Source organism: Bacillus cereus group sp. MYBK14-1 (assembly GCF_051916885.1).
GTDB classification, from domain to species: Bacteria; Bacillota; Bacilli; order Bacillales; family Bacillaceae_G; genus Bacillus_A; species Bacillus_A cereus.
The window spans coordinates 127,231-151,483 of sequence record NZ_JBQAHM010000005.1 but is presented as its reverse complement, the minus strand read 5'-3'; the positions used below and the strand labels follow the sequence as shown (position 1 = coordinate 151,483).

The window sequence follows — 24,253 nt, the reverse complement described above, 5'->3', positions numbered from 1 at the left end:
TACTGTAGAATAAATAAAAACTGTCCCTTCAGCAAAATGGAGGAACAGTTTTTATTTATTTTATTTGAATGGAAATTGTATTGTTTTTTACATTGTTTTCTTTTATTGTTACTATTATTTCTCCAGACTCTTTAAATGAATACGGTGATAGTTGATAAATATCTTTTATATCAAGTTTTTCTTGTAATTTATTTACCGGTATTGATACGATATTTGGCTTCCATGTTTCTTGTTTTCCTGAAGGATATTCTATAAGTATTACCGGATTTTTTAACTTTATTGTTTTCCAAGAGACGAGATATAGTTGTACTTCTGTATCTTTTTTTAATAATTCTTCGGAGAAATAACCGAATTCGCCTACATTACCGAAAACAGTATAGTTTTGATTTTTTAATTTAATATCTAAATAACTAGGTTGATATGTTACTGCATGATAAGTTCCATATGAAAGTGAGAGTATGGCAGCGATTAAAATACCGATTGAAAATGTCTTAAAGCTATTGCCTTTAAAGCTAGTCATCATGAATGAGTTTGGTGTGAATTTTTTTGCGAATAAAAAAATAAGTAATATGAGTAAGAGGGATAAGCCGATGAATATATACATAGATTTTTACACCTCCATAGCGTAAAATAGATTAACTATATTTTACCATAAATGTATGGGTTAGGGTGGTTGTTTAGAAGGAAAAAATGAAGGAACAAATTCTTTACAGTTCTTGATAATTTAAAATTTGATTTATGGAAATTATAGCGTCATGTTTGAGTCGCAATCAGAAGGTATCCAATTCGTGTATATAGAATAAAGAGGGAATGCGCCATTAGAAATGTTTGACTTATGGAACAATAAGGACTTTACTAATTATACATATTTTTTCTGATATAATGAATGAGTAGAGAGAAAGGAGTGATCCTATGGCATTTCCTATATTAGAAACAGAACGCTTACGTTTAGTTGAAATAGAACAATCTTATTGTCAAAAAATATATGAAATCTTTTCATTGGATGAAGTGACGTGTTATTACGGTATGAATTCTTTTACGGAGTTTGGACAAGCTTCACGTATGATCGAATCTTTTTCAAAAAATTACTTTGAGAAAAAGGCAATACGATGGGGAATTGTGTTAAAAGAAACGAACGTTTTAATAGGAACAATTGGACTAAACAATTTACAATTATGGAGTAAACGATCTGAGATTGGATATGATCTGCATCCTCGTTATTGGGGAAATGGTTACGCTTCGGAAGCAGCTCGAGAAATTATTGATTATGGATTTAAAGATTTAGGTTTGTTTAGAATTGGAGCTATTACATATCCTGAAAATGATACTTCTTGTAGAATGTTATCTAAAATTGGCTTCCAAAAGGAAGGTCTATTGCGTGGATATATTCATCAAGGAAATAAGCAACACGATGCATTATTGTATTCTATAGTACGAACTGATATTGAGAACATAAATTTATAATAAAAAAAACCTCTTAATTAAAAGAGGTTTTTTTTATTATAAATTAACCTAATTTAGGTAATAAACGTTCTCCGCTTTTCATGCTACTTTTACATAAAGGGCATTTAGGCTCTTCTTCAAATGAAAAGTTCTTTCTCATCCATCCTAAACAATCCTCTGATTCACATTCCCAAACAGGGGTTTGTTCTGGTGGTACTTCTGCTACATCGTTCTTTCGATTGCGATACATGTAACCACTCCTTTTATGTAAAAAATTTTAGTTATATATTAAAAAGGTTGTTAACCTTGCTGGTAACAACCTTTTTATTGTTTGAATTATAGCTTTACAACGTTTTTAGCTTGAGGTCCGCGGTTACCTTCTTCAACTTCGAAGCTAACTTCTTGACCTTCGTCAAGAGACTTGAAACCGTCGCCAGTGATAGCTGAGAAGTGAACGAATACGTCGTTACCGTCTGCAACTTCGATGAAACCGAAACCTTTTTCGCTGTTAAACCATTTTACTTTACCTGTTAATGTCATGGTAATGCCTCCTAAAAGTAGAAAAATTACAATATGATCGGCCTTATTTGAATGAAAATAAAAGTTCACATATTATCAAAAACCCATAAGGAGTACAAAATGTCCCTGATTGATACTTGATAATATGCAAAGAAAATATAGTGTTAAATTGACCTTAATTACTATCTTACAACAAATGGTTGGAAATAGCAAGTGCTGGTAATACCACTGAGTAATCTGGGTGATAATAGTAAAGGCACAAAGGCACCTCTTTTATTTATATATTATTCCTAATTTGGATTTATGCAAAATCATGTAAGAAAAACTTAGAGTAAATATTAATATTGCATTTTTTATGGTAAAATATGGTTGTTAACTGTTAGTAGTTAAATATTATAAAAGGAGAAAAGAAAGTGAAAAATAATTCATTTATAATAATTGAAGCAGCAAAAGCAGGGAGAAAAAAGGTGCATCCAGTCTTTGCTGTAATATTAGCCATTATATTTTTGACTTTAGGCGAACTTTTTATGTTATTTATGTTATTTTTACCAAAAGCTGAAACGATATTCATGAAAGGTATTTATGACAATGTTAGAATGGTGTTAACGTTTGGCGGAGCTATATTTATTTTATTTATATGGGTTCGTTTTGTAGAAAAAAGACCTTTTTCATCCATTGGCTTTTGGAAAGAGAAATGGATGAGAAAGTATTTAAAAGGTGCGTTAATAGGGTTTGTATTTATTTCAACGCCAGTTATTCTACTATTATTAATGGGGAGTGTGAAATTGCAAGTACAACATATTACCTCAACAGTAATAGTAGGAATAGTAGGATCTCTAGTTGCATTTTTAATACAAGGGGCAACGGAAGAAATTATTGTACGAGGTTGGTTATTCCCGGTTCTTTCTGTTAGAAGTCGTATATGGGTTGGAATAATTGTAACTTCATTTTTATTTGGATTTCTTCATCTACTTAATCCGGGAATTACAATATTATCTATATCGAATATAATATTAGTGGGTGTTTTCGCAGCTTTATACGTATTGAAAGAAGATGGTCTGTGGGGAATATGTGCATGGCACTCAATTTGGAACTGGGCTCAATATAATGTATATGGCTTTGCAGTTAGTGGCACAACTGTATATTCTACTCCAATTTTTAAGTCTATAACAAATGGACCAGAAACATTGCATGGAGGCACGTTCGGAATTGAAGGTAGTATCATTACAACAATCATGCTCACTATCGCTTCAATTGTTTTATGGAGAAAGTTATGGGGAAGAAAAGCGAAACAACGAAATTTTAGTTAATGAAAGAGGGGGAAACTATGGGGATAATAGCATTTGAGGGAGCAAGCGCTGTTGGTAAAAGTACCACGTGCCGTGAATTAGAAAAGAATTATGGTGCTTATATAATACCTGAAGTGAATTCTTTATTTGAAAGGCCAAAAAATGAACATAGAACATGGTATTTTGAAAAACAAGTTGAGCGCTGGAATATAGCTGTTCAGAAGTCAGAGCAATATGAATTAGTAATATTCGATGGGGATATATATCAACCACTTAGTTATAATTGGTGCTTTCATTTTGATATATTTAATCAGCCATTATCTTTAATAGAAAATTTTTATAAAGAAAAGATGATAAATAGGGAAATTGGTTTTCCGGATCAATATTTTTATTTATATACGAACGATGAAGAACTTAGAAAGCGGAAAGTATCTGATGAGACGAAAAGAAGAAGAAACTTTGAAAAACATTTACATATATCAAAATCGTTTCAGCGTTATTATGAAAATTTAAATACTGTTACAGATGGGTATTGTAAATTAATTGAGGCGAAAAGTGTAAGAAATAATGAATTAGAAATAGTGAGAAACTCAAAAAATTTGAATGTGTGTGAAGAAAGACGTTTTGATGTTTCGAGGTTAGATGCTATTACGAAGTGGTTAAAAGAAAATCGTGCATAAAGTAAAAACAACGAGTGTTGTAGAACGCGCTCGTTGTTTTTTTGTTTCTTTATAAATATAAAGGAAAAATTTGTAGAATATTTTCATTATTTAACAGAATAATCTTTCAATTTTAAAGAAAAAGAAATACAATATGAGGAAGTATATATAAATAATATGATAGGGGATGCGATGCGATATTTTGAATGAAGTAACAGTTTTTATATAAGAAATAATTAGGTAGTCAGAACAGAGATATTTGGGAGGAAACAAGCGAGATGAAAACATTTTTGAAAATAATAGGTGTTATAGCTGGTATGGCGGTAATCGGAGTAGGTTTAACATATGGTATGCTGCATTATTTAAATAATAGTAAACCAGCTGCGAAAAAGGCATCACCAGCTGCTCCAGCAGTAGAAGTATTAGCTGATAGTAACGTAAAAGCAGAAGATGCAAAGCTTTTAGAAAATGGCAATTATTCATTGCCAAATAGTGGTTTTAATAAAAATTTTAAATGGACAGATGAGAACATACAGACAGCATTACATGAAATGGCACATCAAAAAGCGAAAGCTGATCAAAAGTGGGGCTATATTTTTATTACACAAGAGCGGATTGAAAGCTTAATTGATATTGTAAAGAGTAATGATCTTGTGCAGGGAAGTACATATGTAGAAATTTTAGAACGATGGAAACAAGGAAAATATGAAAAGGTTGATGGGGATCACAATAAGATTTGGAAATTACAAAGTGGGAATTTAGGAGAAGGAAAAGGAGTAATGTCGGAAGCTGAGCAAAAAGAATTAATTAATCAAGTGTTTATGAACAAAGGTACATATTCAGGTAGTAAATTAATTGCAGGTGGCGGACAGACTAATAAATAATATACTAATTAATGTAAGAGAGTAATTGCTTATTAGGCAATTACTCTTTTTAAATGTACTTCTTAATATCTTAATCTCGTTCAAGTAAGGAAAGAAACGACTGTAACACCGGGGAAATCCATCTGGATTTATGATAGATTACATGACTTTGAATAACGGATGGAGTTTCGATAGGCTGAAAACATAGTTGTTCTTTTTGACAAATTTCCTGTACAACGATATAAGGAAGAATTGAAATGCCTAACTCACACATGACGGATTGTTTAATGACTTCAACATTGGAAGTTTCAAATGTTTTAGCTGGAATATTTCCGCTTTGACGTAAAAAACGATCTACCATTGTCCTATAGCCGCAGCTTTGTTCTGTAAAAATGAACTGGGTTTCCTGTAATAACTGGAATGGATTTGTATGTGCAGCGGAATAAGCTGGTAAAATCCATCCAAATGTTTCATTACTAAAAGTACGCGTAATAAAATCATTATGTTCTATACTTTCTCCAATTATGAAGACAACGTCTGTTTCTCCTTCACGTAATTTTTGTAATGCTTGTTCATTTGTGTTCGTTTCAAGTATGATATTTACTTTCGGATTTTTCTGTTTGTAAGTACGTAATAATTGTGGTAATCGGTATACCGCTAATGATTCATTAGATGTAATACTTAATGTACCTTCTAAATAATCTGTATTTTGGGGGATTTCTTGCGCTTTTTCATATATTGAAAGTAATTCTAATGCATAAGGATGAAATTGATGACCGGCTTTTGTAAGTAGCACTTTTTTCCCTAACCGATCGAAAAGAGGAATATGTAAATCGTTCTCTAAAGCTTTCATATGTGCTGTAACAGTAGATTGCGCATAACCTAGCGCGTGCGCAGCTTTAGAAAAATTACCATACTTCACAATGGCGCAAAATGTTTTAACATGTCTCATTTCCATAAGCGATCCCTCTTTTATTATCATGATTTGTGAATGATTATATCATGTATTTTAATTTTCCAAATGATTAAATTCTGTATAAAATGAAATTGTAGAAATATTCATTCAGGTGATATTGGAGGAGAAAAGATGATCAAAAAGGGCTATCATGTAGCTGTTGTTGGGGCTACAGGTGCGGTAGGGCAAAAAATTATTGAACTGTTAGAGAATGAAATGAAGTTTAATATAGTTGAAGTTACATTGCTTTCGTCAAAACGATCCGCTGGTAAGAAAGTAAGATTCAAAGGACGAGAGATAATTATACAAGAGGCAAAAACAACTAGTTTTGAAGGTGTAGATATTGCCTTTTTTAGCGCTGGGGGAGAAGTATCTAGACAATTTGTAACTCATGCAGTTTCTAGTGGTGCGATTGTAATTGATAACACAAGTGAGTACCGAATGGCACAAGGTGTACCGCTCGTTGTTCCGGAAGTGAATGCGCACACTTTAAAACAGCATAAAGGTATCATTGCAGTTCCAAATTGTTCAGCACTACAGATGGTAACAGCACTTCAGCCGATTCGAAAATCATTTGGTTTAGAAAGAATTATCGTTTCAACATATCAAGCTGTATCGGGTTCTGGCATTCATGCGATTCATGAATTACGAGAGCAGGCTAAGTCTATACTTGCAGGTGAAGAAGTGAAGAGTGATATATTACCGGTGAAAAAAGATAAAAAACATTATCCAATAGCATTTAATGTACTGCCTCAAGTAGATATATTTACAGACAATGATTTTACTTTTGAAGAAGTCAAAATGATTCAAGAAACGAAGAAAATATTAGAAGATGAAAACTTGAAAATGGCAGCTACTTGTGTACGTGTTCCAGTTGTATCGGGGCATTCAGAATCGGTTTATATAGAACTGGAAAAAGAAGCAAGCGTTGCGGAAATCAAGGGAATACTAATGGATGCACCAGGTGTTATTTTGCAGGATAACCCTAGTGAACAGCTGTATCCAATGCCATTATATGCAGAAGGGAAAATAGATACATTTGTCGGAAGAATACGTAAAGATCCTGATACGCCAAACGGATTCCACCTCTGGATTGTTTCCGATAACCTATTAAAAGGTGCGGCTTGGAATTCAGTTCAAATTGCAGAGACTTTAGTGGAAAAGGGGATACTTTAAGATAGTTTAAAAAACTGGGGAATCGTTAATGACTCCCCAGTTTGTATTTCATAATTGTTTTCTTTATTTCGGCCGACTTTAATTAAAATTAGTCGTTATTGAATTTTTATAAATGTCTACTTTATGTGCAGTGAAGCGTAAGGTTTTGGATTCTGCATGAATTGTAAGATTAATAATAATCGATAACGGCATTTCGACCGTTTTCACAATATCTTCTATAGCAATATACTCATTTTTTGCTTCCTTATAATAAACAACAGAACGAATTACGGCCTCGTCACCTTCAATATCAATTTCACACATCATAGGGAATTTTTCACCATTATGTAAGAATAATTCGCCTAGTACGATTGAACCGTTTAATTCTTCTGTAAAATTAGTAGTTGCCGCTGGTTTTACCCATGTTTCGTCATGTTCTTCGTTTTCCTCTTCATCTATTGCCCATTCCCAAATGGGGTTTTGTTTTAGGTCCTCAATAGTTAATTTATCAATTGGTTTGCAACTACTCATACATAAATTCTCCTTTTATTTTGATAAATAAGTTTTTTGATTTCATGAATTAGATGATTGCTTATAAGTGGGTTTAACAAAGTATTTTGCTCATTTGATATCCAAACTACTTTATTTTGAAATAAAGCTATTACAGCAATATTAACAAAACTTTAATTGTCTAGTAAATAATTATTAGTGGAGATATTAAAATGGGATGGTGTTAAAGAAAGATAGTAAAAAACATCAAGGATGAATGAAATCCATTTGGTACGATATGGATATATCCAATGTGAGGGGGAGTTTGATGTATCAAGTAAAGGGGTATTTTTCATCATTAAAAGGAAGTTATTATGAGATTGGAAAGCAACAAGGGGAATTCGTGAAACAAAATCCGTATCTCATCCCGCAATTTATACACGAAGAAAATGTAATATCTAATAACCATTGGACAGAATCGAGAAATATAATAAACAAACATTGTCCAGGCATAAATGAAGAAATTGAGGGGTTTTGTGAAGTGTTAAAAATTCCTTCAAAAAATATGATGTATTACTATCAAACACTATTGAAAGCAGGTTGTAGTCATTGTGCAGTATTACCTAAAAAGACCGATTTAGAGCACACATATGTATTAAGGAATTATGATTTGTCACCAGTAATAGATGATATGCGTTTTTGTTCAACTCATGTTGAAGGTGCGTATGCACATAGTGGCTTTTCTACTCAATATTTTGGCCGAACGGAAGGGGTTAACGAGCATGGATTAGCTGTTACATTTTCAGCATGTGGTCAACCAGTAGGAAATATTGCAGGTTTAAGAAAGCCAATGGTGAGTGGTTTACAATGTTTTGCGGTAATTCGATTGTTGTTGGAGAAATGTAAAAATGTGCAGGAAGCTAAGTTACTAATAGAAGAAATCCCAATTGCTAGTAATATTAATTTAATAATAGCTGATCCTTTAAATGCAGCATATATTGAAATATTGGACGGTCATAAATCCACAATAACGATTGATGATGAAAAACAAGCTTTTATTGTATCAACAAACCATGCAGTTAGTTCATCAATTCAGAAATTAAATAATAGGAAATTAGAACAATCAACAAAGAGATATTACCTTTTACATGAGCATTTAAATAGATGTGAACAAGTAAGCATAGAGTCTTTAAAAAAGTTAGTAGAAGAAGAATATCCTGCTGGACTTACTGTGCATAACTATGAAGAATGGTTTGGAACTTTACATTCTGTATTATTCGATTTACATGATCGTACAATGAAGATTTGTTTCGGATCACCACTTTTAAACGACTGGTATTCATTGAAAGTTGGAGGAAGTATGCCGTTTTCTGAGGTGAACGTGAACTTTAAAAATAAAACTTATACTGACTTTTGGAAGGAAGATAAGAATGAATTGATACCTAAAAGATAAATGGGATAAGATGGTGATGTAAAGAGTGCATTTATACTGGAGGGATTACCAATGCTGAAAGTTATGTTACCATTTGTTCTTATCTTTTTTCTTATTATTGCGATGTATATTGCTTATCAAAAGAGAAAAAAATCTGGGATAAAAGGATTGAAAAGTGCGTTAACTTCTATTTGCTTCTTTTCACTTGCAATCTTAAATATGTTTGCATATTGGTTTCATTTTGGCGGTGCTTTTACTTGGTTATTTTCAATTGTATTATTGCTAGTTGGTGCATATTTTACTAAATATATTCCAATATCTAAAAGGGTACATTAAAGTTTATAGGAGTTAAATATAATGTTTACTTTGTTTGGAAAAGAGATTATTCTACTAGATCGTTGTGAAACGGTTTCATAGGATAATCTCTTTTGTTTAGTTTTGGAAAGAACGTACTGTGCTTTTTAGTTGCTCAATAAATTCTCGAGTTGCAGCACACATATATTTATCTTTTCTATAAATTAGCCCTATTTCAATTGTTGGAGTAGGCTTTTCTATTTTAATAGCTTGAATGTTATTATTTTGTAAAAAGTCTATATATGGTTTGGGTAACACTGTAATTCCCATTCCTTTGGAAACCATTTGGATTAAAGATTCCATCGTGCTAATTTCTAAAATTGGTCTTGGTTTAAAGTTGAATTTTTGACAATGAGATGTAATTAGTTCGGTTAAAAAGAAATTTTTAGGTAAAAGAATTAAAGGATAGTTCTGTAATTCAGCAATAGATACATGATTACGTTCAGCTAATCGATGACCAGTGGGCACGACTAATGTAAGATCGCTTTTGTATAGAGGGATGGAGATAATCTCTTTATCTTGCACCGGGAGAAATGTAATTCCAATATCTAGTTCGTTTTGTAATAATTTTTCACGAATATCTCCTGTACGAAGCCCTAATACAGAAAGCTCTATATTAGGATATAAATTATTAAAATTTAAAATAGCTGGTGGTAGTAAATAATTTACGACGGTTAACAAAGCCCCTATTGTTAAGGAACCTTGCTGTAATCCGTTTAGGTCTTGAATAGCTGAACGAGCTTGTTCGACTTCATGAAAAATGGTTTTACTATGTGATAATAAAACCTTCCCTGCTTCAGTTAAAGATATTTTTTTACCAATTCGATCGAAAAGTGGCATTCCTACTTCATGCTCTAATGCACGTATTTGTTGACTTAGTGAAGGCTGTGAAATATTTAATTTCTCAGCTGCTTTTGTGAAATGTAATTCTTTTGAAACAGCTAAAAAGTATTCAAGTTGTCGTAATTCGATTGGAATCACCTCAAGTATAATAATAGGTTATACCTATCATTATTATATAAATAATTGAATTGAACAATGATTTTAGAGGTTTTATAATCATCTTTATATAACAGAGAGGTTTGTAAAAATTAATCGAGAGAAAATACATGTAACACCTTTAAAGGAGGAAATAGAATGGCTAATGAATATCAATTATTATCTTTAAATATAGGATTACCAAAAGAGGTTACATACGGCGGAAAAGTAATTCATACAGGCATAAATAAGAAACAAGTAAAGGAACCGGTATATTTATCCTTTGTAAAATTTAATGGGGATGGACAAGCTGACTTAGTTCATCATGGAGGAGTAGATAAAGCAGTTTGTGTTTATACTGGTGATCACTATCCATATTGGGAAAAAGAATTGAATCAAGATTTTGTATATGGGGCTTTCGGAGAAAATATAACAGTTAGTGGTATGCGCGAAGAGGATGTTTGTATTGGTGATACGTTTGAGCTAGGACAGGCAATCGTACAGGTAACACAACCAAGGCAACCTTGTTTTAAATTAGCAAAAAAATATAATATTCCAAAGTTACCACTATATTTTCAAGAAACAGGATATACAGGATTTTATTTTCGTGTATTAAAAGAAGGATGGGTATCATCAGTCGATACCTTAAAAAAACTACAGTCTGATCCAAAAGGTGTTTCAGTAGCGTTTGCTAATCGTATCATGCATAAGGAAAAACAAAATATTGAAGGGGTAAAAAGGATATTAGAAGTAAATGCACTTTCATGTAGTTGGAGAAAGTCTTTTGAAAAGCGTATAAGTGGAGAAGAAATTAATACGAAGGAAAGACTTGAAGGAATAAAAGACTAAAAATATTTTATTATAAATAGTGTATTTCTATTAGTAAAAGCTAATTAGAAAGCGCTATTTTTGTATAATAAACTAATTAATATCCAAAAATCTTAATATCGTTTTATTCGACTTATTTTCAAATAGTCAAAACATAAAATTAATTAGACTTTTTTTTTATGTTTTGTGATAGTATATTGATTGGTAAGACCTCTATTTTTAAGAGTAGGTCATATAAGTATATCTAATTTAATGGAATTTAACATTTGGAGGTACAACATGGGGAATGTTGAAAAATTGGCAAGTCTTCTAATAGAAGAACCGAAAAGAGAGCAGTTATTTCCTTTATTTGAAGAAGTGTTTGGAATTACAACTCAAACATTGAATGATTTTTCGGATAAAGGATATTGGGATGATACATATAAAGCTTTATCATTTTTACAAGAAGATAAAGTGATTGCAAATGTTGCGGCATTTTCACTCCCATTATTAATTAATGGTGAAAAAATAAATGCAGCGGGTATTCAATCAGTAATGACACACCCTAATTTTCGTAGACAAGGGTTAATGACACAATTAATGGGTAAAATGATAGAAGAAATCGATAAGAAATGTGAATGTGCATTATTGTTTACGGAAAACCCTGAACTATATACAGCATTTGGATTTAAAGTTGTGCAGGAATATTTGATGACTATACCATATGATAAAAATATTAATAATAACGATTCACTACTTAAAAAGTTAGATTACTATAATATAGAGAATAGACAGTTAATACATGAAACTATTGATAGTAGCCAAAGACTTTCAAATAGTTTTTCAACTTTAAACTTCCATCCTTCATTTTATTTGAATATGTATGATTCGGAATGGAATGAGAAATTGTATTATTCAGAGAAACTAGATGCTCTAATCGTTTATGAAGTAGAAAATGAAAAGTTGAAATTATTTGGAGTATTTGCGCCAGTACTTCCGGTTTTAGATGAATTATGTGGAGAAATCAATGAAAGGTTTACGGAAATCGAATTTTATTTTTCTCCGGATCAATTAGGGGTTGAGGATGTACAGTTTACAGAAGTACAGTCTAGCAAGTATTTAATGGTTCGAAGTGATAAAGAGTTAGATTTTAAAGGTTATAAATTCCCAGTATTAGCGGAGTTTTAAATGTCTATATAAATGCTTTATTATGGAGGAGCTATGAATATATCGTATATACCAGAACATATTGAGCAACTCACTATAATGAATGTACCTGAATACTATAAAATTAATGATAATCATGCGTTTATTGTCCGTTCGAAAGCAGAAACTGATTTTTGGCTTAAAACACATTATGGTTTTGAAGTAATGAATGGTCATGTATTTTATAATGAGATGATGACAGACTTTCAAGCTGAAGTTCAGTTACGTATGAATCCAAATTCAAAATTCGATCAAGCAGGTCTTTTTGTTATGATTTCGGAGAACTGTTGGCTAAAAACATCTTTAGAATATATCCCCGAAGGGCCATCTCACTTAGGTGCTGTCGTAACGAATAATGGATATTCTGATTGGTCAACGCAAGATTATCCAACTGAAGCAGCTAAGCAACAACTTCGTTTTCGAATTATTCGAAAACGCGGTGATTATACAATATATGTGAAAAAGAGACATCAATGGGAACAAATAAGAATCGCTCATTTAATGGAGGATATAGGAAATGAGCCTATTAAAATAGGTTTTTACACGTGTAGTCCTTCTAAAAATAAGGGATTTGAGACTGAGTTTTTACATTTTACAATTGAAGAATTATAGATGAAAAACCGTATTCTTTTCATTAAGAATGCGGTTTTTGTATTTACATAATATAAAGCATATGTATTGACCAGAAAGTCATTAATACTTATCATTTAATAATGTTAAATATTAATTTACATAATATAATAGAAGTAATGAAGAAATTACAAAAAATATCGCTTAAATAAGGAGGGATATGAATTATTCAGTGGTAATTTCATGGGAAAAGGAGACTATGTATGAAATCATTTCGTAAGTTATTACAGTATTTAAAACCATACATGTTCTTCGCTATTATTGGACCGCTATTTATGGTACTTGAGGTTGCGATGGACTTAATTCAACCGACTATTATGCAACATATCATTGATGTTGGGATTGCAAATCGGGATTTAAATTATGTAATAAAAATGGGGCTTCTTATGATAGGAGCAGCAGCACTCGGTTTAGTTGGAGGGCTTGGGTGTATGATGTATTCTACAAAAGCAGCTGTTAATTTCGCTACTGACATACGAAAAGATGTGTTTGCGAAAATAGAAACATTTTCTAGTAATAATCGTGATTCATTTGGAACAGGTAAATTATTAACGATCGTGACGAATGATATCACTTCCATTCAATCAGCAATGACGATGACATTACGTGTTCTCGTTCGTGGTCCGCTGTTATTTATCGGAAGTATAATTATTGTTTTTGTAACAGCAAGAGAGTTATTTCCAATATTACTTGTAGTTGTTCCGATTTTATTACTTGCGATTATTTTAATTGCAAGTAAAGCAAGTGGTACATTTAAAAAGGTGCAAGAGGCATTGGACAAAGTGAATACAAAGTTACAAGAAAATTTATCTGGTGTACGTGTTATAAAAGCGTATGTAAGACAAAAATATGAAATCGCTCAATTTGGAAGTGTAAATACAAATTTAACGAAGATAAATATTCGAGCTGTGCAGCTTATTTCTTTAATGATGCCAATCATTATGCTAGTTGTAAGTGGCGGGATTGTCGCAACATTATGGATTGGTGGAGAAAAAGTATTCAATGGAACGCTTCAAGTAGGAGCGATTTTGGCATTTATTAATTACTTGAATATCATTTTAATGTCACTTATGTCGATTAGCATGGTATTTATTCAAATTGCGCGAGCTTTTCCATCTGCGGATCGTGTACAGCAAGTGTTAAATACCGAGGTTGATATAATAAGCGAAGCGAATGCAATCGAACCTGAGAAAATCGAGGGGAATATCGAATTTAAAAATGTTAGTTATAGCTATACGAAAAATAATGAATACGTTTTAAAAGATATTTCGTTTAACATACAAAAAGGTGAAAAAGTAGGGATTATTGGATCAACTGGAAGTGGTAAATCTACCTTAGCAAAACTGTTACCACGTCTATATGATGTGGATCAAGGTGAAATATGTATAGATGGAATAGATGTTAAAACATATGATTTGCAAAAACTCCGTGCTTCAATAGGGTTTGTACCTCAGAAGGCTTTGTTGTTCTCAGGTAGTATAGAAGAGAATTTACGTTATGGTAAAGAAAATGCAACACATGATGAGCTGGAAGTAGCAGCTGCATCAGCATGTGCGACTGAGTTTATCAATAAGCTGGAAGAATCTTATCAATATAATTTAACACAAGGTGCGACAAATCTATCAGGTGGACAAAAACAACGTGTATCAATTGCAAGGGCACTTGTGAGAAAACCACCGATTCTCATATTAGATGATTCTACATCAGCAGTTGATGCAAAATCAGAGGCTACTATTCAAACAGCTTTAAAAACAAAATATAAAGGCACAACGACTTTATTAATCGCGTCCAAAATTTCTTCCATAATGGATGCGGATAAAATACTTGTATTAGATAATGGTGAATTAGTTGGCAATGGTACACATGAACAATTGTTAGAACGAAGTGAGGTTTATCAGGAAATTTATCTTTCCCAAGGTGGTAATTTGCATAAAGAAGGTGGGGAAGAACATGCGTAATTTTCAAGGGCAATTTGCTAATAAAGGTGGACGAAACACGCCAAAGATGGGGAAAGCTAAAAATGCTCAAGGAACTGTAATGCGGATATGGAACTATATGGGCTACCAAAAAGCTGCTCTTATGTTTGTTATATTTCTAGTCGTTGTTACTACTTTACTTGGATTATTAGGTCCCTATTTTATGGGGGTCATTATAGATCAATATATTGTACCGAAAGGTTTAAGTGGTACAGCAAGAATGTGTATGTTACTTATCGCAATTTACGGTGTAACTGTACTTTTAACATGGTTACAAACATTTGTCATGATTAACGTTGCATTAAAAACAATTCAAAAAATACGACAAGATATTTTTGAGAAAATCCAAACGCTTTCTTTACGGTTCTTTGATGTGCGTTCCCAAGGTGATTTAATGAGCCGTGTGACAAATGATATAGATAATTTGAATCAAGCTTTGACACAAAGTGTTGTACAAATTATTTCATCAGCGTTAACTTTTATAGGTGTAACGATTGCGATGTTCGCTTTAAATTGGATTTTAGCAATTGTAACTTTAATTACAGTACCTATTATGTTTTACGTTACAAAAAAACTAGTTGCATATAGTGGTAAAAACTTTGCGAAGCGTCAAAAAGATTTAGGTGAATTAAATGGATTTATTGAGGAAGCAATTACAGGTGCGGATGTTACAACGTTGTACGGAAAAGAAAAAGAAACTGTACAAAATTTCAATAAAATTAATGAACAGCTAAGAGTTTCAGCTACGAAGGCTGATACATTTTCAGCTTTTATTTTTCCAAGTATGAACTTTATTAATAATTTAGGTATGAGCCTTGTCATTGGGACTGGATCAGTTATGGTCTTAAACGGAATGACAACAGTAGGAGTTATTGCGGCTTTTATTAATTATTCTCGTCAATTCTCAAGACCGCTAAGTCAATTTGCGACTTTAATGAATACAATTCAAGCGGCAGTTGCTGGTGGAGAACGTGTTTTTGAAATTATGGATGAGGTACCAGAAATTCAAAATAAAAAAGACGCATTCGTTGTACAAAATTTACAAGGGCATGTTGCACTTGAGAATGTTTCATTTGGCTACGCAGAAAATAAAACGATTTTAAAAGAAGTGAGTCTTAAAGCGCAGCCAGGAGAGACAATTGCTTTAGTTGGTCCGACTGGATCAGGGAAAACAACAATCATTAATTTATTAACTCGTTTTTACGATATACAGCAAGGACAAATTCATATTGATGGAAAAGATATAAAAGATTATGATATTAATTCTTTACGAAGTAAAATAGGAGTAGTTTTACAGGATACGTATTTATTTGCTGGTTCGATTATGGATAATATCCGTTATGGACGCTTAGATGCTACTGATGAAGAAGTTATCACTGCAGCTAAGGCAGCATCTGCACATTCTTTTATTAAGCATTTGCCAAATCAATATGAAACAGAAATTGCTTCAGAAGGATCGAATTTAAGTCAAGGACAAAAACAACTTCTAGCGATTGCACGAGCAATTTTAGCAGATGCAGATATATTAATTCTCGATGAAGCGACATCAAATATTGATACAAGAACAGAATTACAAATACAAGCAGGACTAAATAATTTAATGAGAGGTCGCACAAGTTTTGTGATCGCTCATCGACTTAAAACAATTGAAAAAGCAGATCAAATTCTTGTTATAAAAGATGGAAATATTTTAGAAAGAGGGAATCATGAATCTCTCATGGAAGATAGAGGGTTTTATTTTGATTTGTATACGAGCCAGTTTAAAATATAGTAAAAGCATTGATATGTTGCGGTTTCTCTTGAGAGGAGAAACCGTATTTTTATATTTGTAAATGTTACTATTCGAATGGTCTTTCACTACATATTTTAACAGCACCCCTTGTATTCTAGGAAAAACATGTGAATAACGATTTAATGTTATGAACATATCTTTATAACTGAAGTGTTTACTTACAGTCTTTGGATGTATACCTTGTTTCAAAAGTAGCGTAGCATGTGTATAACGTAAATCATAAAATCGAACTTTAAAAATTGGAATTTAAATAAAAAGAGCGCTGTTAAAAGCGCTCTGAGACAAATCATATATTTAGAGAGGAGTCAAGATAATATATGGATATTGTGTGAGAATGTTGTAGGTTTTAATGAAAAATAAAGCACACATATAAGTGTGCTTTTATGAACGCTTTAGATTTGTATGACTATATAGTCATACAATAAAATATGCTTGTTTAATATAAATGTGTGTCAAATCTATAAAAAGATATTGTGTATAAGGAACAATAAATGTTAATTAGCCAAGTCTTTTGTTTTTATCCTGCTATTTGCCGGGTAGTAAGACCCCCACCTCAAAATTCAGCAGAAGCAAAGAAGTTAGGTGGGGGCTGGACTGCCCGTAAAGTCCGATTGGTGAGGGCTGATTAAAGTTTCACTTTATTAACGAATTTGTGCAACTGTTAACGCTGCAGAACGAATATCTACTGTACCTATTACTTCAACGGGGACAATTTGAATTAAATCACCAGGGTTTAAGTTAATTAGAATGACACCACTTGATACATCGACTTCACCAGTTCCTATAATATTAGAACGGACTGCGGTTCCGGATCCTGCAATAACATTAGTCGATGAATTTAATGTCAAGAAAAAGCGTGCTGCTTCCGGGGCTAATGGAACGTTATCAAGGCTAATCGTTAATGTATAGCTAATTTGATAAATACCAGCTACCTGAATTTTAATACCAGTTCCAGTACTAATTGTATCATTGATTACAGGGACAGTAATATTAGGATTTGGGCCTGTACTAGGTAATAGTAGTGGTGTAAATAATGTTGCGAATTGAGGTGAAGTAGCATTGAATGCAAAACCTAGGGCAGGTAGTGTACTAGGTGCGTGTGCTTCACAATTAAAATTAGCGAATTTACGAATGGATGAGCGCATATTTTCACTCCTTTCTTGTATTTAGATTTCGTGAGTATTAACTTCACATTTTGGACAAGCATAATACAATATATGAAAATTTATAGTAGATAGTGCACAAGCTTCACTATTACGAATAAAGCAATGAATAATAATAAATACTATATGGAAAAGCAGTTAGCTAACTGCTTAGTAGGTTCTCCAAGAGCAAATAGGCGCAAAATTATTGCACTCTCAAAAAGATCAATACAGATAAGTGCTCTTTTTGAGAGTGAGTATAAATTTCTATCATTCTATCTAGTATTTGCACTGTATTATGTAGTTGCTACTAAAATTGATGTGAATTTTTAAAATTAGAGGTTTCTTTTAATGAAACCTCTAAAAAGACAACTAAATTTACGTTATAGTAAATTCAATTGCGATAGGAGTGCCTCCATCTAGGACTGCTCCTCCTACAATAGTAGCAGCTGTAGTAGTCACACCAGTAATAGTATCACCTGTTTGAATAACACCATTAATATAAAGTGTTAAAAAGGCATAAGAAGCAGGGAATGTTGTTACAGCACCAGTGTCATCAGTGAAGTCTGTGTTAGCAAAAGTTAAATCTGCTCCAGCAGCAGTTCCTGTTGCTGCTGTACTTACAAATCGTCTTCCTGCTATAAAAGGTTTAACGATAGGCATTTATATTCACCCCTTTTTGAGAATTAACTTAGACAAGTTTTTTGAAAGTTTTGTCCTGTATCGTATATTATGCTGTGCTTCTACTAAGAGATACGGCTTGTATACTAGTAAATAAATATAATTATTATGCGTTTTATAAGTTAGGTTCTTATAAGTAATTAAGTGGTTAAGGTTGGATTTTGTATATGGTATGTTTATGTTAAAAAAGAGAGCTCTTTTAGAAAGAGCTCTTAATCAAATTATTATCTTAGTGTTGGAGGGAACTGGCGGCCTCAGTGACAGATGGTAGAAATAATTTACGTGGTATTGTAATACATAGCCTTTAAATCCTTGATATATAAAGGTTTTGAAGACTATGTATATATGGATTGCAAACATTTTGCAAACATTGTCATCCGAAAATGTTTTTTGCGAAGTTTTTAACAGCATCCTCTTGCATATTCGGAAGAACATGAGAATATATACTTAATGTCATAGATATATTTGAATGTCCTAATCTTTCGCTAACGATTTTCGGGTTTACACCTTGCTTTAATAATAGAGTTGCGTGTGTATGCCTTAAATCATGGAATTTTATTTTTGGCACGTTAGCTTTTTGGATTATTTTATAGTAACATTTTCGGAAATAGTCTCTGTATACAAAATTCCCACTCATTGTACAAACAATCAGATTAGAATCGCTGTATGCATTTCCAAATCTCAATTTTTCTTTTTTTATAAATAGGTGGTGTTCCTTTAAGGCATTTATAGTTTCTATTGGTATAGGTAAAGTTCGTTTAGAAGAATTTGATTTAGCGCTTTGTTTAATTTTATTATCATGACCTAATGTTTGATTAATTGTAACTGTGTGGTTATCGAAATCAACATCTTGCCAACGTAGCCCTAAAACTTCACCTAGCCTCATTCCTGTTGTTATTGCCAGAATAAAGCCAGTATGATATCGTGAGTTTTGTGAATGTAACAAAAAAGTTTTTACTTCTTCCTCTGTCCAAGTTTGGATGGAGGTGTTTTCTTTTTTGGGTTTCGCTGCAAATCTAGCAGGATTTGTTAGGATTAAATTTTGTGCAACAGCTTGATTTAATGCAGTGTTTAAAATCCTATGAATCAATATGATTCTACTGTTAGATAATTTTTCAGTTAAATTTCTATAAAATTGTTGAATCTGTATCACATTCAGTTTATTAAGATTGTTTTTTCCAAGCGCAGGAATAAGATGCTTTAAAACAATACATTCGTAACCACCATACGTACTTTTGTCGACTTCCATTTCTTTTACTTTTAACCACTCTAACAAATAATCCTTTAGAGTAATTTTAGACGGCTCGATAAAAGTCCCTTCATTCAACTCCGTAATCTTTTTCGCTACATCTTTTTCAGCTTCTTTTTTTGTCTTATATCCAGAGAACCACTTTTGTCTTCTTTTTCCTGTCTCCGGATCAGCTCCGATATCAATAACGATGCAATATTTATTTCCTCTTTTTCGAATATGTCCTTTCACTTGAAACACTCCTTCATTTTGTTTTGAATCATGTTGTGTAAGTCTAGTTGTAATTTTGCTGCTATGAAAATTACATAGTTGGACATATCAGCGATGGATATATTTTACCATATATGAGCAAATTCAGTTATAGGATATGATTGTCAGTCAATGTTAAATAATAGTAGAATATTAATAGAATTAGATGAAGGGGGAAGTAAGACTATGAGACAATTCACAAAGGATCCAGGTGGGCATAAAGTAACTGATCCTGGTGGCTGGAAGGCAGAATTAGACCCAGGAACAGGTATATAATATACATAGGAGGAGCCTAACGGCTCTTTTTTATTGCAGAAAAAAAAGAGAGCATTAGCTCTCTTGCTCAAATTGTAAAAAGAAGAAAATTTTACAATTTGAAAATGGAAATGATTTCTTCTACAATCAAATCATAACAATTCGTCAGTCTCCGCTAAGACTTTAGAATAAAACGCGAGTTGTTTGCAAAAACGCTCTCGTTTAGGTTCTTCTAACGCCGCATACGTTTGTTGAACTTCTTCGAGAGTGTTACGTAACAATACGTCATTTGTATCGCTATAACCATTACAAAGTAGGTCTAACGAAACATTGAAAAACGAACTGATTTGAAGAAGAGTTTCCATACTCGGTTCAAACATTGCATTCTCGTAATTATTTATCTGATTTCGACTGAGGTTTAGTTGTTCACCGAGTTGTTCTTGTGTTAAATCTTTAGACTTTCTAAGCTTTTTTAAATTTTGACCAAACAATTCTAACGCTTTCATAATTCGAGTATAGTCTTTAAGTATTAAACATACTATAATTGATTGTAAAACAATCATTATTAGTATTGTGATTGGTTTTAGGAAAAAAATCGACCAAAAACAGGAACTTGTGTTCTGTTTTTGGTCGATTAGTGGTAATATATGCATATGGGACTTTAAAGCACGAAATGCAAAATTGCATATTTTATTTCATTGAATACGAAGAACGTTGATATATAGCGTTTTTTGAACTTTCTCAATAATTGTCAGATTACTGCATGACCGAATTTTGGGAAATTTGTGTTATTATGAAAATAAATAAAATAAATGGACGTGAAAAAAGACCCACGGTGTAAGTAGTGTTACCAGCACTCTTACACTGCCCCCTAACCTGACTAGGGAACATTGTCGCGGATCTTATACATAACTATTATAACACAACTTAGAGTGGAAGTGACACGTTCTCCTTTATATGTAAGAAAATGGGGTAACGTGTCTTTTTGTCCAAAGGAGGACAAAATGGAAATATTATTGAAGAAGATGCACGAAGACTTAAAGTCTAATGGTTACACGAATCGTAAATTAGCAACTTTATTTAATGTTAGCCATACTACAGTTAATAGTTATTTTTCTCAAAGTACTAAGTTTGATTTTATGCATTATGTCGAAACATTAAGATTGTATGAACCAAATAATCTTAATTTTAGAAGAGAGTCGCTAATGAAGTCTTTTGCATATATGTCCCCTAACAACGAAAGATTAGGACTTGAAGTATTAAATATGTATGGTGAATTTGAATTGCAAAAGATTTTAATTTCTAAAATTTTTAATAATAATGATACAAACAAAAATGCAAGATTGAACAAAAAGATGGCGGAAATATACCAGTTACTATCAATGCGCAACGAAGGATTTATAAACAAACATGAGTTTTTTCGAGCGGTTGATGAATTTAGAAAGTCAAAGAAAATATCTACTAATGAATTGAAGATAATTTCTGACTTCGCGTTAATATATTCACATCTAAATTTTAACGATCATAAAATGGTTATGAAATATACGAAACAATTGATTCCGTATATTGAAGATATAAAAAAAGGAACTTTGAAAACCTCTTTCACACTAAGAGCGAAAGAGATGTTAGCTACAAGTAGTCATCATGCAAATGATTTAGAACATGCTAGAAAATATTGTTTTGAAATCATAAATGAACCTTTAAATAAATACGAATGCATGAAGGCGCTAGCTTATTGTATTTTAGGAGAAACTTATATATTTGAAGATTATAGTATAGCCAAGTACTATTTTGAACAAGGAATGTTAACATTAGAAAATCCTTCAAATCGAAAATGTATAGTTAGAAAAAAAGCTATAGAGAACACACTTAATTTCTTGAAAATTTATTGGAGAAAGGGATTAGAAAATATAACTCCTACCGATATAGCCGAGGAAGCATTTTTATATGCTGTAACAGATCGTAAAGAACAAGCTTTATTTTTGCTAGATAAGTTAGAAAAAGAAAATAACAAGTTAAGTCCAATTCAAAAATACTATAAAGGATTAGCAACGGGAGATCAAAAGTTTTTTGAAGAATCAATTGCAGATTTTGAAAAATTAGGGGATTTTTTCTATTCTCAGCTACCAAGAGAATGCCTAAAATGATATAATGAAAATATAAAAGGGAGTGATTTAATTTGAAGCTAAAAGCTATCAAAATAGTAATAGCAGCAGCAATTATTGCCTGTGTAGGTTTTACACCAATACATAATGATAAAGAATCCAACCAACAATCTCAAACTCCAATTGAATATAGAATGATGGTCGACCCTGGAGCAGGAGGCGGCTGAAAATAAAGAATGGCGCTATCATAAAGATAGCGTCATTCGTGCTTTATAAGGGTTGGAAAGTAAATGACCAAATGGTCAAAAACTTTCCAGTGTGTGTATAACTAAAAGAGGATGTAGGGGGAAAGGTAAATGGAAGATATGATCAATCAAGTTTTATTGATGGAAAAAACAGAGGGGATATGTGCAGATAATTTACGTGATTTATTAAAAGAACTTTCTGAACAAGATAAAGAGCAAAACAAAACTCCGTAGACAATTAGAAGTCTTACGGAGTTTTGTTTTTAGATATAAAGCTTTGTATTGTTGATTTAAATAACTCTTTGTTTTCCTCTGAAAGTTGGTTAATCAGTTTCATCCATTCGTTAGTTTCTTTACCGATTTCCTCGGATTCTTTAACTGTTAACTTCTCATGAATTGCTCTTCCCAATAAATAATCGACAGAAACCTCATATATGTCTGCTAATTTAGTTAGTGTCTCATAGTCAGGTTTACGTCTTCCTGATTCGTAGCTAGATAAAGTTGCTTTATTTACGTCTAATTTTTCAGAGATGAAAGTTTGTGTGTAACCGTTTTTTTCGCGACACGCTTTCAATCTTTCATTTAAGTTCATAATTTTATTATTCCCCTTTATAAATAAGATCCGATAGTGTAATACATAATGTTTAGCATTGCAAAGTATTATTCTCTACTTACAGTATATATACTTTTTGACAACATTTCACTATCTGTAAAAATATTTTTTACGAAATGACAAAAAGGGGTTTACATTTACGAAATGACAACATATAATGAAATCAAGAAGTTGTCATAACGACAACAACGGGAGGTGAGGCGGATATGACATTCGGAAATAGAGTTCGAGATATTCGCAAACAAAAGAATATAACACAAGAAAAACTAGCCAAAGAGCTTGATTTCAAGCATGCTTCAGCGATTTCTTTCATAGAAAATGGCAAAAGAAGATTGGATGCTGAAAAGATACCTACTTTAGCGAATGCGCTTGGAGTATCGATAGATGAGCTTTTTTTTGAGCAAAATGTTGTCGTTTTGACAACCGGAGGAGAGCAGGCAGAATGAGACGATATCATACATAAATGCATGGCCACCAAGGTTAGTATGATTAGCTATCTTTAATACAATTTGGGAAGGAGCAAAACGATATGGGATTAGATCAAATTATTAAAGAATCAATCCGCGAAGTTGTTCGAGAGGAGATTCAAGCAGCATTAGCTGCATTTCAACAACAAGCACAACCAAATAAAGTAATGAGAGTGAAAGAAGCGGCAGCTTATCTAAACATAGCAGTTTGTCGAGTGTATGAATTAGCAAACCACCCACAGTTTCCAGTGATTAGAGATGGGCGTAAACTACTTTTCCTACAAAAGGATTTAGAAGCTTGGCTTGAAACACAAAAGGAGGTGATTTAGTGGAAGATACAACATCGTTAGTATTATTCGCAATATTTATCGCATGCAGTGCATTGTTGCTTTACATTACTTACGAACCAATAAAACGATGGGCTTGGAGTGACGTAAAACAAAATAAAAAGACCCATGGCAGTGGGTCCTTTAAGAAAAACAATTTGTTATAAGTATACCACGGAAAGTAGGGAAATAGTACATGGATTTAATTGAATATCAAGTGCTATTACCTAATAAGTTCTGGGACTTAGCAGAGAGCAAGGATGAATTAAAGAAGATGATTGAAAAGTATTTCAAAGTTGGTTATCCGCAGTATGAAATTCAACGGATTATCAAAAGTGGACAAGCACATATAGCAGTTTGCACAAGGAGGTAAG

The 24,253-nt window shown here is 32.4% G+C and carries 30 protein-coding genes; 19 read left to right on the top strand and 11 right to left on the bottom strand.

From position 1 onward, the window contains the following. Positions 1-55 precede the first annotated feature (55 nt). A complete protein-coding gene (locus tag ACTFR3_RS15670) occupies positions 56-604 on the bottom strand; it encodes a hypothetical protein (protein WP_440044561.1) in 549 nt (182 codons plus the stop codon). A 308-nt stretch (positions 605-912) separates the two neighbouring features. On the opposite strand from ACTFR3_RS15670, the gene ACTFR3_RS15665 reads away from it, so the two are divergent. After that, the gene (locus ACTFR3_RS15665) at positions 913-1,464 is read left to right on the top strand and encodes a GNAT family N-acetyltransferase (RefSeq protein ID WP_000885397.1); all 552 of its coding nucleotides are present in this window, start codon (positions 913-915) and stop codon (positions 1,462-1,464) included. Between the two features lie 43 nt (positions 1,465-1,507). Here the strand turns inward: ACTFR3_RS15665 and ACTFR3_RS15660 are convergent, their stop codons facing one another. Both ACTFR3_RS15660 and cspD read right to left on the bottom strand, forming a co-directional pair. After that, positions 1,508-1,693 (bottom strand): cold-shock protein, encoded by a 186-nt coding sequence (locus ACTFR3_RS15660; RefSeq protein ID WP_000286203.1) that lies wholly within the window; start codon positions 1,691-1,693, stop codon positions 1,508-1,510. Positions 1,694-1,779: 86 nt separating this feature from the next. Next, complete coding sequence (gene cspD, locus ACTFR3_RS15655; protein ID WP_000176366.1) at positions 1,780-1,983, bottom strand: cold-shock protein CspD; 204 nt, start codon at positions 1,981-1,983, stop codon at positions 1,780-1,782. A gap of 392 nt (positions 1,984-2,375) precedes the next feature. On the opposite strand from cspD, the gene ACTFR3_RS15650 reads away from it, so the two are divergent. The 3 genes from ACTFR3_RS15650 (at position 2,376) to ACTFR3_RS15640 (ending at position 4,794) form a co-directional block, all read left to right on the top strand. Then, the gene (locus ACTFR3_RS15650; RefSeq protein WP_000794822.1) at positions 2,376-3,272 is read left to right on the top strand and encodes a CPBP family intramembrane glutamic endopeptidase; all 897 of its coding nucleotides are present in this window, start codon (positions 2,376-2,378) and stop codon (positions 3,270-3,272) included. After that, entirely contained in the window at positions 3,272-3,931 is a 660-nt protein-coding gene (locus ACTFR3_RS15645; RefSeq protein ID WP_002024134.1) for an AAA family ATPase, read from the top strand. The genes ACTFR3_RS15650 and ACTFR3_RS15645 overlap by 1 nt, the downstream gene beginning before the upstream one ends. A 257-nt stretch (positions 3,932-4,188) precedes the next feature. Continuing rightward, entirely contained in the window at positions 4,189-4,794 is a 606-nt protein-coding gene (locus ACTFR3_RS15640) for a PRK06770 family protein (protein ID WP_000846982.1), read from the top strand. A gap of 70 nt (positions 4,795-4,864) precedes the next feature. Here the strand turns inward: ACTFR3_RS15640 and ACTFR3_RS15635 are convergent, their stop codons facing one another. Beyond that, the gene (locus ACTFR3_RS15635; RefSeq protein ID WP_440044560.1) at positions 4,865-5,731 is read right to left on the bottom strand and encodes a LysR family transcriptional regulator; all 867 of its coding nucleotides are present in this window, start codon (positions 5,729-5,731) and stop codon (positions 4,865-4,867) included. Positions 5,732-5,860: 129 nt separating this feature from the next. Here ACTFR3_RS15635 and ACTFR3_RS15630 point away from each other — a divergent pair, with 129 nt between their 5' ends. After that, complete coding sequence (locus ACTFR3_RS15630; RefSeq protein WP_000591709.1) at positions 5,861-6,904, top strand: aspartate-semialdehyde dehydrogenase; 1,044 nt, start codon at positions 5,861-5,863, stop codon at positions 6,902-6,904. Positions 6,905-6,982: 78 nt separating this feature from the next. Here ACTFR3_RS15630 and ACTFR3_RS15625 read toward each other — a convergent pair whose 3' ends face one another. Then, a complete protein-coding gene (locus ACTFR3_RS15625) occupies positions 6,983-7,414 on the bottom strand; it encodes a hypothetical protein (protein WP_000093107.1) in 432 nt (143 codons plus the stop codon). A gap of 286 nt (positions 7,415-7,700) precedes the next feature. Between ACTFR3_RS15625 and ACTFR3_RS15620 the strand changes: the two genes are divergently transcribed. Together ACTFR3_RS15620 and ACTFR3_RS15615 are read left to right on the top strand one after the other, a co-directional pair. Continuing rightward, complete coding sequence (locus tag ACTFR3_RS15620) at positions 7,701-8,825, top strand: C45 family autoproteolytic acyltransferase/hydolase (RefSeq protein WP_259591171.1); 1,125 nt, start codon at positions 7,701-7,703, stop codon at positions 8,823-8,825. A 51-nt stretch (positions 8,826-8,876) separates the two neighbouring features. Continuing rightward, complete coding sequence (locus tag ACTFR3_RS15615) at positions 8,877-9,140, top strand: hypothetical protein (protein ID WP_000921854.1); 264 nt, start codon at positions 8,877-8,879, stop codon at positions 9,138-9,140. A 96-nt stretch (positions 9,141-9,236) separates the two neighbouring features. Here ACTFR3_RS15615 and ACTFR3_RS15610 read toward each other — a convergent pair whose 3' ends face one another. Then, complete coding sequence (locus ACTFR3_RS15610; RefSeq protein ID WP_000612247.1) at positions 9,237-10,139, bottom strand: LysR family transcriptional regulator; 903 nt, start codon at positions 10,137-10,139, stop codon at positions 9,237-9,239. A gap of 156 nt (positions 10,140-10,295) precedes the next feature. On the opposite strand from ACTFR3_RS15610, the gene ACTFR3_RS15605 reads away from it, so the two are divergent. The 5 genes from ACTFR3_RS15605 (at position 10,296) to ACTFR3_RS15585 (ending at position 16,526) form a co-directional block, all read left to right on the top strand. Next, positions 10,296-10,985, top strand: coding sequence for an MOSC domain-containing protein (locus ACTFR3_RS15605; RefSeq protein WP_001262990.1), 690 nt, complete (start codon positions 10,296-10,298; stop codon positions 10,983-10,985). A gap of 258 nt (positions 10,986-11,243) precedes the next feature. Further along, positions 11,244-12,131, top strand: a complete 888-nt coding sequence (locus tag ACTFR3_RS15600; protein WP_000528673.1) for a GNAT family N-acetyltransferase — start codon at positions 11,244-11,246, stop codon at positions 12,129-12,131. Between the two features lie 33 nt (positions 12,132-12,164). Then, positions 12,165-12,761, top strand: a complete 597-nt coding sequence (locus ACTFR3_RS15595) for a DUF1349 domain-containing protein (RefSeq protein ID WP_001027672.1) — start codon at positions 12,165-12,167, stop codon at positions 12,759-12,761. Positions 12,762-12,982: 221 nt separating this feature from the next. Then, positions 12,983-14,737, top strand: coding sequence for an ABC transporter ATP-binding protein (locus ACTFR3_RS15590; protein ID WP_000834783.1), 1,755 nt, complete (start codon positions 12,983-12,985; stop codon positions 14,735-14,737). Beyond that, positions 14,730-16,526, top strand: a complete 1,797-nt coding sequence (locus tag ACTFR3_RS15585) for an ABC transporter ATP-binding protein (RefSeq protein WP_440044558.1) — start codon at positions 14,730-14,732, stop codon at positions 16,524-16,526. Before ACTFR3_RS15590 ends, ACTFR3_RS15585 begins: the two co-directional genes overlap by 8 nt. 662 nt (positions 16,527-17,188) lie before the next feature. Here the strand turns inward: ACTFR3_RS15585 and exsF are convergent. The 4 genes from exsF to ACTFR3_RS15565 all read right to left on the bottom strand — a co-directional run bounded on the left by exsF (position 17,189) and on the right by ACTFR3_RS15565 (position 20,629). Beyond that, a complete protein-coding gene (gene exsF, locus ACTFR3_RS15580) occupies positions 17,189-17,692 on the bottom strand; it encodes an exosporium protein ExsF (RefSeq protein ID WP_001257869.1) in 504 nt (167 codons plus the stop codon). Positions 17,693-18,067: 375 nt separating this feature from the next. Continuing rightward, positions 18,068-18,352 (bottom strand): DUF4183 domain-containing protein, encoded by a 285-nt coding sequence (locus ACTFR3_RS15575; RefSeq protein WP_001123247.1) that lies wholly within the window; start codon positions 18,350-18,352, stop codon positions 18,068-18,070. Between the two features lie 391 nt (positions 18,353-18,743). Continuing rightward, the gene (locus ACTFR3_RS15570; RefSeq protein WP_440044557.1) at positions 18,744-19,850 is read right to left on the bottom strand and encodes a tyrosine-type recombinase/integrase; all 1,107 of its coding nucleotides are present in this window, start codon (positions 19,848-19,850) and stop codon (positions 18,744-18,746) included. A 425-nt stretch (positions 19,851-20,275) separates the two neighbouring features. Then, complete coding sequence (locus tag ACTFR3_RS15565; RefSeq protein WP_048558286.1) at positions 20,276-20,629, bottom strand: helix-turn-helix domain-containing protein; 354 nt, start codon at positions 20,627-20,629, stop codon at positions 20,276-20,278. Between the two features lie 498 nt (positions 20,630-21,127). Between ACTFR3_RS15565 and ACTFR3_RS15560 the strand changes: the two genes are divergently transcribed. The 3 genes from ACTFR3_RS15560 (at position 21,128) to ACTFR3_RS15550 (ending at position 22,707) form a co-directional block, all read left to right on the top strand. Beyond that, positions 21,128-22,270, top strand: a complete 1,143-nt coding sequence (locus ACTFR3_RS15560; RefSeq protein ID WP_440044555.1) for an AimR family lysis-lysogeny pheromone receptor — start codon at positions 21,128-21,130, stop codon at positions 22,268-22,270. A gap of 32 nt (positions 22,271-22,302) precedes the next feature. Next, positions 22,303-22,455, top strand: coding sequence for a hypothetical protein (locus ACTFR3_RS15555; RefSeq protein ID WP_173602714.1), 153 nt, complete (start codon positions 22,303-22,305; stop codon positions 22,453-22,455). 129 nt (positions 22,456-22,584) lie between these two features. Next, positions 22,585-22,707 (top strand): hypothetical protein, encoded by a 123-nt coding sequence (locus ACTFR3_RS15550; protein ID WP_255295443.1) that lies wholly within the window; start codon positions 22,585-22,587, stop codon positions 22,705-22,707. A 13-nt stretch (positions 22,708-22,720) separates the two neighbouring features. Here the strand turns inward: ACTFR3_RS15550 and ACTFR3_RS15545 are convergent, their stop codons facing one another. Continuing rightward, the gene (locus tag ACTFR3_RS15545; RefSeq protein WP_048558219.1) at positions 22,721-23,065 is read right to left on the bottom strand and encodes a helix-turn-helix domain-containing protein; all 345 of its coding nucleotides are present in this window, start codon (positions 23,063-23,065) and stop codon (positions 22,721-22,723) included. Between the two features lie 227 nt (positions 23,066-23,292). Between ACTFR3_RS15545 and ACTFR3_RS15540 the strand changes: the two genes are divergently transcribed. The 4 genes from ACTFR3_RS15540 (at position 23,293) to ACTFR3_RS15525 (ending at position 24,252) form a co-directional block, all read left to right on the top strand. Then, positions 23,293-23,532, top strand: a complete 240-nt coding sequence (locus tag ACTFR3_RS15540) for a helix-turn-helix domain-containing protein (protein WP_242321158.1) — start codon at positions 23,293-23,295, stop codon at positions 23,530-23,532. 83 nt (positions 23,533-23,615) lie between these two features. Continuing rightward, on the top strand, positions 23,616-23,882 hold the full coding sequence (locus tag ACTFR3_RS15535) for a helix-turn-helix domain-containing protein (protein ID WP_071730224.1): 267 nt from the start codon (positions 23,616-23,618) through the stop codon (positions 23,880-23,882). Then, a complete protein-coding gene (locus ACTFR3_RS15530) occupies positions 23,882-24,046 on the top strand; it encodes a hypothetical protein (RefSeq protein WP_098015098.1) in 165 nt (54 codons plus the stop codon). Before ACTFR3_RS15535 ends, ACTFR3_RS15530 begins: the two co-directional genes overlap by 1 nt. A 29-nt stretch (positions 24,047-24,075) precedes the next feature. Beyond that, positions 24,076-24,252 (top strand): hypothetical protein, encoded by a 177-nt coding sequence (locus tag ACTFR3_RS15525; RefSeq protein WP_098954960.1) that lies wholly within the window; start codon positions 24,076-24,078, stop codon positions 24,250-24,252. The last annotated feature ends 1 nt before the right edge of the window (position 24,253 follow it).